Source organism: Bacillus infantis NRRL B-14911 (assembly GCF_000473245.1).
GTDB lineage: Bacteria > Bacillota > Bacilli > Bacillales > Cytobacillaceae > Bacillus_AB > Bacillus_AB infantis.
Genome location: NC_022524.1, coordinates 1,198,264 through 1,213,782 on the forward strand (window position 1 = coordinate 1,198,264; position 15,519 = coordinate 1,213,782).

The window sequence follows — 15,519 nt, forward strand, 5'->3', positions numbered from 1 at the left end:
TGATTCGGGAATGGCGGGCTGGTTTATGGTATGATGAATGTTGTTTTAGGCGGCTGCTGATAGGCTATCATATGTAAAATGGGCAGAGATGTGATTATTGCGGCCATTTTCAATACATCTTAAAACGTGAAGGAAGGCAGTTGAATACAAACTTATGCAAACTGGATTAACGATATTATTGATGGTCGTCATAGGGGCTGTGATAGGAGGACTTACCAATTCACTTGCCATCATGATGCTTTTTAGGCCCTACAAGCCGCTGTATCTTGGTAAACGCCAAATCCCCTTTACCCCTGGATTGATTCCCAAACGCAGAAGCGAACTCGCAGAGCAGATGGGCAAAATAGTTGTAAACCACTTGCTGACGCCAGAGAGCATCAAGAGGAAATTCGTTAATGGCGATTTCCAGAAAGAAGCTGAAAATCTGGCGAAGAAGGAAATTGCCCGTCTTTTGAATACAGAGAAAACGCCTGCTGAGCTCCTTGGCAAGCTCGGTTTTGAAGATGGCAAAGCGAAGGCAGAAGAGCAGCTTGATGCTTTCATTGAAAAGAAATACGAAACGCTGATGGATAAATACCGCCATAAGCCCATAAAAGAGGTATTGGCCCCTGAGCTCCTAGCCAAGGCGGAATCCCGCATCCCTGTTATCAGTGACTATATAGCACAGAAGGGTGAAGATTATTTTTCAAGCATTGAAGGAAAAATGAGAATCCAGCGTCTTGTTGATGATTTTGTCAAGGGACGGAGCGGGGTGCTTGGAAATATGCTTCAAATGGTTATGGGCAATGTCAATCTTGCTGACAAAATCCAGCCTGAAATCATTAAGTTCCTAAGAAGTGAAGGCACAAAGGATATGATTGCAGCCCTTCTTCAAAAAGAATGGATGAAGGTGCTTGACTGGGAAGCGGCAAGAATCGAAGAACAGTTCGAACGGAAAAATATCATAAAATCGATCAAGCTGTATGTGCGCAAAATCATCAAAGCAGATGATCTGATGGATACCCCGCTCAGCAAGCTGGCAGAGCCTTTCACAGAGACGCTTGTCGAGAAAGCTGTGCCGGGATTGGTAGGCATGGCCGGAGAGTGGCTTTCAAACAGGATGGACATCATTATGGAAAGGCTGCACCTTGCAGACATCATCAAGCAGCAGGTCGAAAGCTTCTCTGTGGAAAGGCTGGAGGAGATGGTGCTGTCCATCAGCCGGAGAGAGCTGAAGATGATCACTTACCTTGGGGCGCTCCTTGGCGGAATAATCGGTCTCCTGCAGGGCTTCCTGGTTTTATTCATCTGAGGACTATAAAGTGGCTTCCTCGCATTCTGATTTATAGTTTGTTATAGTGGAGTGGATTGTTCAAACCGAAAAGGAGTTGTTAGGCAAAATGGCAGTAAACTTACACGATTCAGCGTATGAACTTGAGAAAGCAATTCGTCAGAGCGATGAATATACGAATTTGAAAAAAATCTATGATGAAGTCAATTCTGATGAATCTGCAAGAACCATGTTCGAAAACTTCCGCAACATCCAAATGGAGCTTCAGCAGAAACAGATGTCCGGCCAGGAAATCTCTCAGGAAGAAGTGGAGCAGGCCCAAAAAACGGTAGCACTCGTGCAGCAGCATGAAACCATTTCTAAACTGATGGAAGCAGAACAGCGCATGAGCATGGCCATCACTGAACTTAACCAAATCATCATGAAGCCTTTGGAAGAGCTTTACGGCTCAATGGAAAACAACTAGGCTGATATTCAAAGGGGCGCCCATGGCGCTCCTTTTTCAATAGATAAGAAAGTCTATCTTTTCAATTTCTGATAACTGTCTAGCAGCTGCGCCTACCCCCTCGAGGTCACAAGTCAATCCCGCCAAGAAGGCAAAAACGCTTTTCGGCAGGATCGTCTTGAGGCCCCCAGGTTGGGGGTCATGCGGACGTGGCGACAGGACGTGGCGTTTGGCTGAGTCGCAAATATATTGAGAAACTCGCAAATAAAATCGGAAAGTCGCAAATAAACCGGAAAAGTCGCAAATAAGAGCAGCGGACCGGTTTTTAAAGAGTTGCTAATAAAAGCTGAAAGTTGCTAATAAAATGAAAAACTTGCTAATAACCTTAAAATGAAGCTGCGAATGAACACGTAAGGGCGCACATCAACCAAAAAACCCGCAAATAAACGCCCAAATTCCTTCCGCAAACACAAAAACAGGACCTCCAGCCGGGGGTCCTGTTCAATATCACATAGAAATGTTCACTTCTGATGGCATTTCTTCTTTGTCTGCTGATTTTTTCCATGAAGGATATAATAAATCCTAAGTCCGATCAGCGCTAAGGGATTCATTTTGCTCATGCTCATCATATCAATATCAGCACTTTGGAATCTGTTTTTCAACAATTAAATTTTACCGGCGAGCGGCGTTTATATCTCCCTCAGCATCGGATACATTATAAATAGAGGAAAACGATAGGAGGGATGACAAGATGAAGAAGGCTATTTTCCTGGACAGGGATGGTGTATTGAATGAGGTTCTTTCCCACCGGGTTAAGTTTGTCAACAAACCGGAGCAGCTGTATTTGCTCGAGGGGGCTGCCGAGGCGGTGGCTTTATTCAATGAAGCAGGCTATGAAGTATTCGGTGTGACCAACCAGGGCGGCGTCGGGCTGGGATTCATGAAGGAAAAAGATCTCCATAGAGTCCATGAACGGCTCCAGAAGCTTGTCAGGGAAAAGGGCGGCCATATCACAGAAGTCGCTTATTGCCCGCATAAACCAAAGGCAGGCTGTGAGTGCCGGAAGCCGAATGCGGGGATGATACTGGAGCTGGCGGAAAGATATGATATCAATCTGTCAGAAAGCTATATGGTGGGAGACCATGAGCGTGATATCGAAGCAGGGATCAAGGCCGGGTGCAAAACGGCTTTCATCGGTCCTGGCCCGACCAAAGCAGATATCCAGGCAGATACTTTATGGGAGGCAGCAAAGCCGATTCTTGAAATGCAGTAGAAAAGCCGCTTAGGGGCAAGCGGCTTTTTACATTTTATCTTCTTGTGCCGCCAAGCTGCTGTTCAGCCATCTGCACAAGACGCTTGGTGATTTCTCCGCCGACAGAGCCGTTTGCTCTTGAAGTTGTTTCTGCTCCAAGGTTTACTCCGAACTCAGACGCGATTTCCTGTTTCATTTGCTGAACAGCTGCTTCAAAACCTGGTACAAGTAATTGATTGGAATTATTGCTTCTTGCCATGTTGAGTCATCTCCTTGGTGTAATTTTATTGTTTGGAACATTTATAGTTTAAGTTCTTGCAAAGCAATTATTCATAGAGGTTTCTGGTAATTAATGGCTTTAAAGGGCGGGGGGTTTCCTGCTATACTTTTCTTAACTGATATTTGTGGATTTAGGGAGGAGCTGCCATTATGTCTAAAAGAGTAATCCTGGCCGGGGGAAGCGGTTTTCTTGGGGAAAGCCTGACTAATTTTCTGCTTGGGCGCGGCTATGAAGTCACCGTTCTTTCCAGGGGAAAAGAAGGTTTTAAGGACGGGGCGGAATTTTTCCGCTGGGATGGGAAAAATATGGATGCACGCTGGGTGGACCGGATTGACGGAAGCTGTGCAGTTGTTAATTTTACCGGAAAGAGCGTCAACTGCATTTATACTGAAAAAAATAAACGGGAGATCATTGAGTCCAGGCTTGATTCTGTGAGAGTGCTGAAGGAAGCCGTTTTGAAAGCAGAACAGCCTCCGCCGGTGTTCGTGCAGGCGGGTTCACTGGCCATTTTTGGGGATACCGAGGAAGTATGTGATGAAGAGTCGCCTCTTGCTGATGGTTTTTCGCCGGAAGTGTGCAAGCTTTGGGAAGGTGAGTTTTTCTCGGGGGACAGGCTTCCCCATACAAGGCAGGTTCTCTTGAGGATCGGGTTTGCGCTTGGCAGGGATGGAGGCGCACTGGAACCATTGGTAAAGCTTGCCCGGATGGGACTTGGAGGCACGATCGGCTCCGGGAGGCAGTATATCAGCTGGCTTCATATAGACGATTTGAACTCTATGTTTCTAAATGCGATCGAAGACCCGGAGTACAGCGGGGTGTATAATGCCACAGGGCCGCATCCAGTGAGAAATAAAGAGTTCATGCAAACTCTCCGCAAGGTTCTGAACAAAGGCTGGTCGCCCCCTGCTCCGTCTCCTTTCGTAAAGGCCGGCGCCTATCTCTTTATGCGGGCAGAGCCTGAACTCGCCCTGACCGGAAGGAATTGTGTGCCGAAACGGCTGCTGGACAATGGATTTGCCTTTCAATATACCGATCTGGAAAAAGCACTTCGAGACCTGGTTTAAGCGAGGAATCCCGCTTTGAGGGGCTGGACATTTCTTTCCCTGTCCCTGTTCTATTCCTGCTCTCCTTTTCATAAAAGTGAATAAGGACAGAATTACATCGAGAATAGGGGGCAATGGGATGATATATAAGCTTCTTGCTTTAAACATAGAGGGCACGCTGCTTCAGTCCAATGGGAAACTGCACAGATCAACAAGGGAAGCGATTGATTATGTACAGCAGAAAGGAATTTATGTCACGCTCGTTACGTCAAGAAGTTTTCCTTCTGCAAAAAAAGTGGCAAAAGCACTGAAGATCAATTCTTATCTGGTAACGCACAGGGGTGCATTCATCGGCAATAATGTCAAAATGCCGATCTTTTCAAAAAAAATGCCGGAAACGATTACGTATGAGATTGTCAGGCTGCTTGAAGGATTCCCTTGCCAGATCAGGCTGCTGCATGAGCAATTCTCACTCGCGAATAAAACAAAGCTCAACCATAATATACTTGCGAAAACCGTATTCACAGCCGGGGATCCCATCTTTTATTCACAGCAGTTTGTTGAATCGGTCAGTGATATCCTTCTTGATGATCCGGCTTCGGTTCCGAAAATCGAGGTGTTCTTTGAATCCAAGAAAGATCTTGAAGACGCTCAAAAGGCAATCTCAAATATGTATTCTGAGGCTGACACCGTCAGGCTGAGCGACCAGAGGCTCGATATCGTCCCTGCAGGGATTTCCAAGCTGAGCGGCCTGCTCCATATCGGCAACCAGCTTGGGGTGGACTTAAGCGAAATGGTCGTCATCGGCGATGGAATCGACGATGTGGACATGGTAAAGGCAGCAGGCCTCGGCGTTGCCATGGGCAATGCCCCGGCAGAATTGAAGCTTGCGGCCGACTGGCTGACCAGATCCAATAATGAAAACGGGGTCGCCTATATGGTAAAAGAACACTTCCGCAAACAGCACCCTATCGAATTCCTCAAAAAAATGAATCTGCTGAAATGAAAGAGGGTGACAGGCACCTATACCAGTGAAGGCTGCTGGTATAGGTGCCTGTCACTATTTGAACCTGTTGACCTCCCCTCCCCCTTTTTGTACACTTATGGGAGGTTTTTGTTTTTATGTTGAGATTCTTTTAGACCACAAAAAAAAGGTGATGAATGTGCGTATTTATATAGAAGGGCTGGATCATGAGAGATTTGACCGCCCGATGGGCAATATAGCAAACCTCTTTTTCGAAGAATGTGAAGTGAGCAGGAAGCCGGTTGGGGATGAGGACCTCCATATTGCGTTTAAAGTGGAAGTTGATGAAATGGTGAAAGTACGGGCCGTCCTGAGTGACCGAAGCGGAAATAGCGAAGAAGCTTCCTATGAGAAAGAGCTTGAGGGATGGAGTACGGAAAAAGAGTATTTCAGACAGCTGATCAAGGCTGTTTCCCGCGTGTATTTGATGGTGCTCCAGGATTATACCGGCATCACACAGAAGTGGGGAATTCTCACAGGTGTACGGCCCACCAAGCTCCTGCACCGCCATGTCCAGAAGGGGACACCTCTGGCGGAAGCCCATCGCCAGCTGAAAGAGGAGTATCTGATCACCGATGAAAAGATCGAGCTGATGCAGAAGATCGTGGACCGCCAGCTGGCCGTCATCCCTGACTTATATGAGCTGAAGAAGGAAGTAAGCATCTATATCGGCATTCCTTTCTGCCCAACGAAATGTGCATATTGCACGTTCCCGGCATATGCGATCAATGGCCGCCAGGGCTCTGTCGATTCTTTCCTGGGCGGGCTCCATTATGAAATGCGCGAGGTCGGCAAATGGCTGAAGGAAAACGGGATCAAGATTACGACCGTATACTACGGCGGAGGAACACCAACAAGCATTACTGCCGAGGAAATGGATATGCTTTATGAGGAGATGTACGAATCCTTCCCGGATGTAAAAGATATCAGGGAAATCACGGTGGAAGCAGGCCGACCGGATACGATTACCCCTGAAAAACTTGAGGTTCTGAAAAAGTGGAACATCGACCGTATCAGCATCAATCCTCAGTCTTACATCCAGGAAACGCTTAAAGCGATCGGCCGCCATCATACCGTAGAAGAGACGATTGATAAGTTCCACCTGGCCCGCGGCATGGGCATGAACAATATCAATATGGACCTGATCATCGGCCTTCCAGGCGAAGAAGTCCCTGAGTTCCAGCACACACTGGATGAAACAGAAAAGCTGATGCCGGAGTCCTTGACGGTCCATACGCTTTCATTTAAAAGGGCGTCTGAAATGACCCGGAATAAACAGCGGTATAAAGTAGCAGACAGAGATGAAATCGTGCGGATGATGGATCTTGCAGAAGAATGGACAGAAAAGCATGACTATGCGCCGTATTATCTGTACCGTCAGAAAAACATCCTTGGCAATCTTGAAAATGTCGGCTATGCCCTGAAAAATCAGGAAAGCCTTTATAATATCATGATCATGGAAGAGCAGCAGACGATCATCGGTCTTGGCTGCGGGGCATCAAGCAAATTTGTGCACCCTGTGACAGGCACGATCTCCCAGCTCGCTAATCCAAAGGATCCAAAATCCTATAATGACAGCTTTAAGCATTATACCGAAGAGAAAATCAAGATTCTTGAAGATCTGTTCAGCAGGGAGCAAGCCTGAGCTGGACACTGAATGGCAGGTGCCCCGGCTCCTGTCATTTGTTTGTTCTCCTGGATTATATGCCTTTGAACTTGCGGCATATTTGTGAAAAAGAGAGGGAAAGCATATAATGGAAAAAGGCGATTCTCTTCTGAGAGTCGTTTTTTATTGGCTGCGCCAAGCGCCGTTCCAATTGACACAATCTATACACAAAGCAAGCCTGGGCAAGGCTTATTCTTGATTTGAATTATAGTAAAATAAGCATATGGCGCCAGATCATCGATCCGTTTGAGGAGTGAATATAATGAAGACAGCAGTGGTAATCGGCGGAGGCATCACCGGACTTTCTGCCATGTATTATCTGCAAAAGCTGAAGCGGGAAAAGAACCTGCCGCTTAACCTGATACTCGCAGAAAAAGGCGGGGAACTGGGAGGCAAGATTGCGACTGTAAAAAGAGGCGAATATATCATGGAAACAGGGGCGGATTCGGTTGTTGCCCGAAATGAAAGCATCCTCCGGTTGCTGGACGAGCTGAAGCTGCATGAAGAAGTGGTCTACAATGCAACCGGCACATCCTATCTATATTCGAAAAACCGGCTGGTGAAAATCCCCGAAGACACTGTTTTCGGCATCCCGACAAGTGTGCAGTCATTATTCAGCAGCCCGCTGATTTCCTTTAAAGGAAAAGTGCGTGCCCTGAAGGACCTTGTCAGCAAAAATAAGGAATTCACAAAGGACAGCTCAATCGGCCTTTTCCTTGAAAGCTTTCTGGGCAGGGAGCTGGTCGAATACCAGGTTTCTCCTGTTCTGTCAGGCGTCTATTCAGGGAAGCTGAACGAGCTGACGATGGCCACGACGCTTCCTTACCTGCTTGAATATAAAAATAAATACGGCAGCATTATCCGCGGACTGTCCGAAAATAAAAAGAAGTTTCAATCCTCCGGCAGCAAGAAGTTCATTTCCTTTAAAGGCGGACTATCTGCCCTCATCGACAGGCTGGAGGAAGCATTGACAGAAGCTGAAATTCTTAAAGGGGCGGCGGTCGAAAAAATAGAGAAACATGGCGGGCAATACACGATTGCTTTTTCCAACAGGGAAAGCATTACCGCAGACTATGTGATCCTGAGCACTCCCCATGATGCAGCCGAAAAGCTGCTTCGGGATGACCGCTTGGATCCTGCATTTGCCGAGCTGAAGAACTCTTCTCTCACAAGCATCTATCTTGGTTTCGATATCCCTGACAGCGAGCTGCCCGCAGATGGCACAGGCTTCATTGTTTCTGAAGGAAGCGATCTTAAGTGCAATGCCTGCACATGGACGAGCCGAAAGTGGAGTCACACTTCAGAGAGGCACCAGCTTCTGCTCCGGCTTTTCTACAAAAGCTCCAATCCAAATTATGCATACCTGAACGGGCTGGACAGGGACGGGTTTGTAGAAGAAGCATTGAATGATGTGAAAAAGAGCCTCGGTATTTCTGCACAGCCGGCCATGGTGGAAGTGACACGCTGGAATAATCTAATGCCGAACTATTCGCTCAAGCATGGGGAAGCTGTGGAATCGCTGACTGACAGCCTGACAGAACATTATCCTAATGTCCTAATCGCCGGCTGTTCTTATTATGGTGTAGGCATTGCTGCCTGCATCGCCAACGGCCAGAAAACCGCTGAAATGATTGCGGAAAAAATATAGTAAGAGAGAGGCGGCTTTCCATAAGGAGGCCGCCTGAATTTTAGTGTTAGATGACAGAAATTTCTGTTAAAATAAAGGAGATTCAGGAAGTATAGAGAATGTTATAGGCAGAAGGAATCATAAGCTTTAAATAATTATGTAAGCGTTTACTATGGGGAGGTAGATTATATTGATGATGCAGACGCCTTTAACGATGACGCAAATGATTAAAAGAGCAGAAAAGTATTTTCCGAAGAAAGAAGTAGTATCTAGAACAGGCTCAGGCTTTCACCGTTTCACTTACAGGCAAATCGCCGAAAGGACAAAGAAGCTGGCAGCAGCCCTTGAATCAATCGGGGTGGAAAGGGGCGATAAGGTCGGTACCCTGGCCTGGAACCACCACCGGCATCTAGAGGCCTATTTTGCTATTCCCTGCAGCGGCGCTGTGCTGCATACCATCAATATCAGACTCTCCCCACAGCATATTTCCTATATTATCAATCATGCAGAAGACAAAGTATTACTGATAGATCCTGATATTGTCCCGCTCATCGAGAAATGCCAGCAGGAGCTGTCTACGGTGAAGGCCTATATCATCATGGGGGATGAAGGCCAGCTGCCGGAAACCACGCTTTCCCCGGTTTATCATTACGAAGAGTTTCTTGAAACAGGCAGAAGCGATTATGAGTATCCTGATGACCTTGATGAGAACAGCCCGGCCGGAATGTGCTATACCTCTGCGACGACCGGTAATCCGAAAGGGGTCATCTATTCCCACAGGGGCATTGTCCTGCATAGCATGGCATTAGGGATGGCAGACAGTGCAGCAGTAAGCGAGAAGGATATTGCCATGCCTGTTGTGCCGATGTTCCATGTCAATGCATGGGGACTTCCGTTCGCGGCCGTGTGGTTCGGAACCTCGCTTGTCATGCCTGGACCATATTTTACGCCAAAGCTTTTGGCAGAACTGGTACAAAGTGAAAAAGTAACCATCACAGCCGGTGTGCCGACCATCTGGCTTGGACTGCTGAAGGAGCTTGATGAGAATGAATATGACATGTCAAGCCTCAGATCTATCCTTTGCGGAGGGTCTGCAGCGCCGAAAGGGATGATTAAAGCATTTGAGCAAAAGCATAAGATTCCGTTCATGCATGCATATGGGATGACAGAAACAAGCCCGCTAGTAGTCATTTCGACCTTAAAAAGCTATCAGGAGGAATTGTCTGTTGAAGAAAAGCTCGATATCAAAGCGAAGCAGGGAATCCTTGTGCCAGGCCTGGAAATGAAGGCAGTCGGAAAAGACGGTGAGGTCAAATGGGACGGCAAGGAAATGGGGGAGCTTGCGATCCGCGGACCGTGGATTGCCTCGGAATATTATAAAGATGACCGGACTGACGAAGCCTTCAAGGATGGCTGGCTTTATACAGGGGACGTGGTCACCCTTGATGAAGAAGGCTTTATGAAGATCGTCGACAGGACAAAGGACCTGATCAAAAGCGGCGGTGAATGGATCAGCTCGGTTGATCTTGAAAATGCTTTGATGGCACACGAAGCCGTTTTTGAAGCGGCTGTTGTAGCAGTCCCGCATGAACAATGGCAGGAACGGCCTGTGGCCTGTGTGGTGCTGAAAGACAGCCATAAAGGTTTGGATAAACAGGAGCTCTATGATTTCCTTCAGCCTCAGTTTGCAAAATGGTGGCTGCCTGATGAAATCTTATTCATGGAGGAAATCCCGAAAACGTCTGTAGGAAAATTCCTTAAAATGGCCCTGCGGGATCAAGTCCAGCAGCAGCTGGCCGCAAATTAGAGGAAGCAAGGCAGAGTGAACCACCTCTGCCTTTTCTTACGGCTAAATATGACAATATTTCAAATTATTCGATAAAAACTTTATAATGGTTCCGCCTATCTTTATAATAGAGATAACTATGACCAAGGAGGCTGCGGATATGGCAATAGAATGCAATACAGAAACTGTGAAGGTATCCATCAAAAACAGGGTGGCAGTGGTTGAGATGAACAGGCCGGAATCCCTGAACGCACTGGATGAGGAAATGATCAGAGGACTGGCTGCAAACCTGAAGCAGATCAGTACAGATGAAAATGTCGACATCGTCGTGCTTAAAGGAAGCGGAAGAGCCTTTTCCTCCGGCGGCGATATTAAAACGATGCTTTCGTCCACAAATGAAAGCGATTTCTACACAGTGATGGACTGCATCAGCGATCTTGTCATCACACTCTATACCATGCCGAAGCTGACAATCAGCTCTGTGACTGGGGCAGCCGCCGGGCTTGGATTCAGCCTGGCGCTGGCTACAGACTATATATTGGCCGACAAATCAAGCAAGCTTGCCATGAACTTTATCGGCATCGGGCTGATTCCTGATGGAGGCTCGCATTTCTTCCTTGAGCGCAAGCTTGGTGAGGATAAAGCAAAGCATCTGATCTGGGAAGGAAAAGCAATGCCGGCCGAAGAGGCCTTTCAGAATGGCCTCATCCATGAAATTGCTGTTGGCAATATTGAAGAAGCCCTTAACGCAAAAATTGAAAATTGGCTTTCAAAGCCCGTGTCTGCCATGATCAAGACCAAAAAGATCCTCGCAGAAAAAAATCGGCCGCAGCTTCTTAAAATGCTTGAGCTTGAAAAACATGGACAATACAAAATGCGCAGCACAGAAGATCATCAGGAAGGCATTAAAGCTTTCATAGAAAAAAGAAAGCCGGTATTTAAAGGAAAATAAGCTGCAGTCTGATTCTGGAATTAATAAAACTGTTCAGGTTCCTAAAAATAAGAGCCGGACAAAAGGGGATGCTCCTTTCGTCCGGCTCTTATTATTTTGATGTGCCGCAGGCGCCTTTAGCCTGGGTTCCTTAACCTGGTCAAGTACCTTCCGCTTCCTATGGATGAAATAATAACAGTTTCCCAAGCGGGGAGGTGCAGCGGTGGGTTTTGCCGCTGAGTCCTTTTTCGTTTAGGAGGTTTCCGCCGATTTCTTTCGCTTCGTCGTCGCTGCCGGCCTGGAAGCTTTCATCAAGGATTTTTTCTCCATCATTTTCGAAGGCTGTGAGTTTATAGGTTTTCATATGTCTTCTCCTTTTATTAAAAATTCTGATAGTTACTATTATTCTTGCATAATTTCTGTTTTTCTGCAAAGAGATTTTTCCTGTATTTTGAACCTTTTTTAAGGCTGAATCGTATAAGGTATAGAGAAGGAGGAGTTACGATGGTACTTGAGCTTGAACATGTGACAAAAAGATTTGGAAAGTTCACGGCGGTGGATGATCTGTCCCTGACCATCCCGGAAAAGGAAATGTTCGGATTTCTGGGGGCAAATGGTGCAGGTAAAACAACAACATTCCGGATGGTGCTCGGCCTGCTGGAGCCGACAAGCGGGCGCATTTCCTGGGACGGGAACACAATTGATTACTCGACAAGCCCAATCATAGGCTATCTCCCGGAAGAGCGCGGCCTTTATCCGAAGCTGAAGGTCAGGGATCAGGTTGTATACCTGGCAAGGCTGAGAGGGATGAAGAAGCCGGATATTCTGAAAGAGCTGGACTATTGGCTTAATAGGTTCAAGGTGCCGGAATACGCAAACAAAAAGGTGGAGGAACTTTCCAAGGGGAATCAGCAGAAGATCCAGTTTATTGCCAGCGTTATACATAAACCCAAGCTATTAATCCTTGATGAGCCTTTCAGCGGATTGGATCCGGTAAATGTCGAGCTATTGAAAAGCGCTGTGCTTGAACTAAAGGAGAAAGGCACGACCATTGTGTTTTCCAGCCACCGGATGGAGCATGTGGAGGAAATGTGCGAGCATTTATGCATCATGCATAAGGGACGCCCTGTTGTCCACGGAGCACTTAAGGAAATTAAAAGGGCGTTCGGGCGGAAGAACCTTGTGATCCATGCGGACTTCAAACTGGATTTCTTAAGCGGATTCCCTGGAGTGGAAAAGGTAAAGCAGACTGCGGAGGGCGTGCATCTGCAGATTGAAGGGGAAAAGGCTGCGGAGGCAATTTTAAAAGAAATTGCCGGCAGGGGATTTGTCAGGAAGTTTGTTCTTGAGGAGCCTTCGCTGAACGATATTTTCATAGAAAAGGTGGGTGCTTCTTATGAATAATTTCTGGATTATCCTATTCCACACATACTGGAGCAAACTGAAGACGAAATCATTCATTATTACAACGATTGTCACGCTGCTGCTGATCATCGGCCTTACAAATATGCAGCAGATCATTGAAACGTTCGACAGTGGAGATGATGAGGTAAAGGTGGCTGTAATCGATGAAACAGGCAATCTCCTGAATCCTCTCCAGCAGCAGCTGAATACAGCAGGCAGCACCCTGAAGCTTGAAGAGTTCAGCGGTTCGGCAGACGATGGCGAGGCAAAAGTGAAGGATGGCGATTATGCAGGGCTGCTTACTCTCTCAGCCGATTCCGAAGAGCTTCCTGCTGCCGAATACAAATCCCTCAGCCTGGCGGATACATCGGTATCAGGTGAGTTGGAGGGAGCCCTTCAGCAGGTAAAGACCGGGATCGCAGCCTCAAAAATCAATCTTTCTGATGCTGAGCTTGCCAGTCTCTATGAGCCTGTCCAGTTCCAAAGGGATGCGCTGGAGGAGAATGCCAAAACAGAAGAAGAGCTGACACAGGCAAGGGGCCTTGTTTATGTGCTGCTGTTCATCATCTATTTTGCTGTCATCATGTATTCAAGCATGATTGCGATGGAAGTAGCTACGGAAAAATCTTCGCGTGTGATGGAAATCCTGATTTCAAGCGTTTCACCCATCAAGCAGATGTTCGCCAAAATTCTCGGGATCGCCTTGCTTAGCCTGACGCAGCTGTCGGTGCTGCTGCTGGTAGGCTACTTTTTCGTCAAGCGGAATCTTGAGTCGATGCAGGGAGGCTTCTTTGAATTCTTCGGATTCGGCGATATTCCGGCAGCCACTATCATGTATGCTGTAGTGTTCTTTATTCTCGGCTATCTCCTGTATGCCACACTTGCAGCTTTCCTGGGCTCGCTTGTCAGCAGGATCGAGGATGTCCAGCAGATGATCATGCCGATGACCATGCTCGTTGTAGCCGGCTTTATGATCGCGATCATCGGGCTGTCACAGCCGGAAAAAGCATTTGTGACCATCAGCTCCTATATCCCGTTCTTTACCCCGATGCTGATGTTCATGAGAGTAGGAATGCTCACCCTGCCGGTCTGGGAGCCGATAGCGGGGATTGGGATCCTGGTTGTGTCCATCCTGCTGCTCTCAATATTTGGAGCAAGGGTATACAAGGGCGGAGTGCTCATGTACGGAAAATCCAATTCCTTCAAGGATATAAAAAAAGCTTTGCAGCTGTCTAAAAATAAATAGGCGGTCAATCAGCCCTGGCAAGCTTAATGAATAATTTCCGCCTATAAATGGGGCTGTTGATTTGCGTTCCAGGCACTCCGCTTTCCGCGGGGCGACGCTGAGCCTCCTCAGAGCAAGCTCTTGCGGGGTCTCAGCCTTGCCGCTATCTCCCGCAGGAGTCTGCGTGCCTTGCACTCCAATCAACAGGCTTAAATACTTAATGCCGCTGTTCCAATGTTCTAAAAAATAATGACTGCAGACAAACCCGATTTATATCAGGTTTGTCTGTTTTTTTATCCAAACAAAGAAGCAATCCCCTGATATCCAAAATAGATTCCGAAAAGAATAAGCGACAGTCCGGAAAGCATGCTGATGATGATGATCGCTTTTGAGGTCAGGAACCGCCTGAATCCGCTCGTCAGGCCTGCCACAAAAATGTCCCAAAGGCCCAGTCCGATAAAAATCATGAGGCTGTAGACAAGAAGCTGGCCTGTCCCAAAGGAGGACGCAGTTTTGGCCAAAACCGATCCGTAAATCCCCAGCCAAAACAAAATCGACAGCGGGCTTGAAACCGACATGATGAATCCGGTGAAAAAGCATTTGAACAGCGATTCTTTGCTCCGTATGTAAGTGACAGATATTTTATTGGCATTCATCATGCCTTCGATTCCGGAATAAAGAAGAATAAAACCGCCGAACAGCCACAGGAAGGTTTGAATCATAGGGGAGTCAAGGAATTGCACGAGTCCGAGATAGACGATCAGCATATAAACCCCGTCAGCGATCATCGATCCCGCGCCGACAATCCATGCGTGCCAAAATCCGTTTTTCAGCCCCTTTTCCAGCCTGACAGCATTGACAGGGCCGATCGGCGCCGCCAGTGAAAGTCCTAAAACGATATAGCTGATGTATATTCCAATGCTCAATGATATCACTCGCCTATTCAAGGATTAGCCCGGAAGGACTAGTACAATTTTATGCAGCAAACACAGAGGGTAGGACCGCAAATCTTAAAATCTCCAGCTTTGTGTTTTTGGAATAATATGAAATTAGTCTGTTCTCTTCCTGGTCGGCATATGGTATAGTAGCTTATGAAAATAGCATATTTTGGCACTGGGGGTGCCGGTAGAGGCCGGCTGAGAGTAAGACCCGTTTTTAGTCTTTGACCCTTTTATACCTGATCTGGTTCGTACCAGCGGAGGGAAGTGTAGATGGCTTTTATTTGTCATACATACGCGGACTCCTTTTGCAGGAGTCCGCTTTTTAGCTTCTGCAGAAGAAAGATGCGGCAGCTGTATGCCATTTTTTGGCCTGGCATGCCCCCGGTGCAATATGCAAGGGGGGTTTTTGCTGTGAAAAAATAAACGCATGAAAAAATAGTGTGCAGATAACTTGATGTTTTTATTTTGAAAAATGCAAGAAAGTTTCTATTAGATTTTATTCACTGCTGGGGGAGCTTTACAGGCTGAGAAAGGAAAATCCTAAACCCTTGGAACCTGATCTGATTAATGTCAGCGTAGGGAAGCAGCCGGCATGGCCTGCTTCCTCCGTAAAAAACTGCCCTGA

The 15,519-nt window shown here is 47.0% G+C and carries 14 protein-coding genes and 2 riboswitches; of the genes, 11 read left to right on the forward strand and 3 right to left on the reverse strand.

The genetic code is table 11. The annotated features are described in order from the left end of the window. Nucleotides 1-154: 154 nt before the first annotated feature. The 3 genes from N288_RS06250 (at nucleotide 155) to N288_RS06260 (ending at nucleotide 2,988) form a co-directional block, all read left to right on the forward strand. Nucleotides 155-1,291, forward strand: a complete 1,137-nt coding sequence (locus N288_RS06250; protein WP_035403132.1) for a DUF445 domain-containing protein — start codon at nucleotides 155-157, stop codon at nucleotides 1,289-1,291. Nucleotides 1,292-1,379: 88 nt separating this feature from the next. Then, on the forward strand, nucleotides 1,380-1,736 hold the full coding sequence (locus N288_RS06255) for a YlbF family regulator (protein ID WP_009795160.1): 357 nt from the start codon (nucleotides 1,380-1,382) through the stop codon (nucleotides 1,734-1,736). 730 nt (nucleotides 1,737-2,466) lie between these two features. Next, nucleotides 2,467-2,988, forward strand: coding sequence for a D-glycero-alpha-D-manno-heptose-1,7-bisphosphate 7-phosphatase (locus tag N288_RS06260; protein ID WP_009795162.1), 522 nt, complete (start codon nucleotides 2,467-2,469; stop codon nucleotides 2,986-2,988). Nucleotides 2,989-3,022: 34 nt separating this feature from the next. Here N288_RS06260 and N288_RS06265 read toward each other — a convergent pair whose 3' ends face one another. Beyond that, entirely contained in the window at nucleotides 3,023-3,226 is a 204-nt protein-coding gene (locus N288_RS06265; protein ID WP_009795163.1) for an alpha/beta-type small acid-soluble spore protein, read from the reverse strand. Between the two features lie 170 nt (nucleotides 3,227-3,396). Between N288_RS06265 and N288_RS06270 the strand changes: the two genes are divergently transcribed. The 6 genes from N288_RS06270 to N288_RS06295 all read left to right on the forward strand — a co-directional run bounded on the left by N288_RS06270 (nucleotide 3,397) and on the right by N288_RS06295 (nucleotide 11,345). After that, nucleotides 3,397-4,311, forward strand: coding sequence for a TIGR01777 family oxidoreductase (locus N288_RS06270; RefSeq protein ID WP_009795164.1), 915 nt, complete (start codon nucleotides 3,397-3,399; stop codon nucleotides 4,309-4,311). A gap of 118 nt (nucleotides 4,312-4,429) precedes the next feature. Next, nucleotides 4,430-5,296: a Cof-type HAD-IIB family hydrolase gene (locus tag N288_RS06275; RefSeq protein WP_009795165.1), complete on the forward strand. Its 867-nt coding sequence runs from the start codon at nucleotides 4,430-4,432 to the stop codon at nucleotides 5,294-5,296. A gap of 157 nt (nucleotides 5,297-5,453) precedes the next feature. Continuing rightward, nucleotides 5,454-6,959 (forward strand): coproporphyrinogen III oxidase, encoded by a 1,506-nt coding sequence (locus N288_RS06280; protein WP_022543559.1) that lies wholly within the window; start codon nucleotides 5,454-5,456, stop codon nucleotides 6,957-6,959. Between the two features lie 283 nt (nucleotides 6,960-7,242). Then, nucleotides 7,243-8,628: a protoporphyrinogen oxidase gene (locus N288_RS06285; protein WP_022543560.1), complete on the forward strand. Its 1,386-nt coding sequence runs from the start codon at nucleotides 7,243-7,245 to the stop codon at nucleotides 8,626-8,628. A 172-nt stretch (nucleotides 8,629-8,800) separates the two neighbouring features. After that, on the forward strand, nucleotides 8,801-10,414 hold the full coding sequence (locus N288_RS06290; RefSeq protein WP_009793933.1) for a long-chain fatty acid--CoA ligase: 1,614 nt from the start codon (nucleotides 8,801-8,803) through the stop codon (nucleotides 10,412-10,414). Between the two features lie 139 nt (nucleotides 10,415-10,553). Continuing rightward, entirely contained in the window at nucleotides 10,554-11,345 is a 792-nt protein-coding gene (locus N288_RS06295) for an enoyl-CoA hydratase (RefSeq protein ID WP_022543562.1), read from the forward strand. A gap of 157 nt (nucleotides 11,346-11,502) precedes the next feature. Here the strand turns inward: N288_RS06295 and N288_RS06300 are convergent, their stop codons facing one another. Further along, the gene (locus N288_RS06300; protein WP_009793931.1) at nucleotides 11,503-11,688 is read right to left on the reverse strand and encodes a YhzD family protein; all 186 of its coding nucleotides are present in this window, start codon (nucleotides 11,686-11,688) and stop codon (nucleotides 11,503-11,505) included. A 140-nt stretch (nucleotides 11,689-11,828) separates the two neighbouring features. Between N288_RS06300 and N288_RS06305 the strand changes: the two genes are divergently transcribed. Both N288_RS06305 and N288_RS06310 read left to right on the forward strand, forming a co-directional pair. Continuing rightward, nucleotides 11,829-12,728, forward strand: a complete 900-nt coding sequence (locus N288_RS06305) for an ABC transporter ATP-binding protein (protein WP_009793930.1) — start codon at nucleotides 11,829-11,831, stop codon at nucleotides 12,726-12,728. After that, nucleotides 12,721-13,974, forward strand: a complete 1,254-nt coding sequence (locus tag N288_RS06310) for an ABC transporter permease (RefSeq protein WP_009793929.1) — start codon at nucleotides 12,721-12,723, stop codon at nucleotides 13,972-13,974. The genes N288_RS06305 and N288_RS06310 overlap by 8 nt, the downstream gene beginning before the upstream one ends. A gap of 272 nt (nucleotides 13,975-14,246) precedes the next feature. Here N288_RS06310 and N288_RS06315 read toward each other — a convergent pair whose 3' ends face one another. Then, nucleotides 14,247-14,879 carry a LysE family transporter gene (locus N288_RS06315; protein ID WP_009793928.1) on the reverse strand — a complete coding sequence of 211 codons (633 nt, stop codon included), beginning with the start codon at nucleotides 14,877-14,879 and terminating at the stop codon, nucleotides 14,247-14,249. A 179-nt stretch (nucleotides 14,880-15,058) separates the two neighbouring features. Continuing rightward, nucleotides 15,059-15,174, forward strand: a riboswitch (TPP riboswitch). A gap of 218 nt (nucleotides 15,175-15,392) precedes the next feature. Then, a riboswitch (TPP riboswitch) is annotated at nucleotides 15,393-15,493 on the forward strand. Nucleotides 15,494-15,519 lie beyond the last annotated feature (26 nt).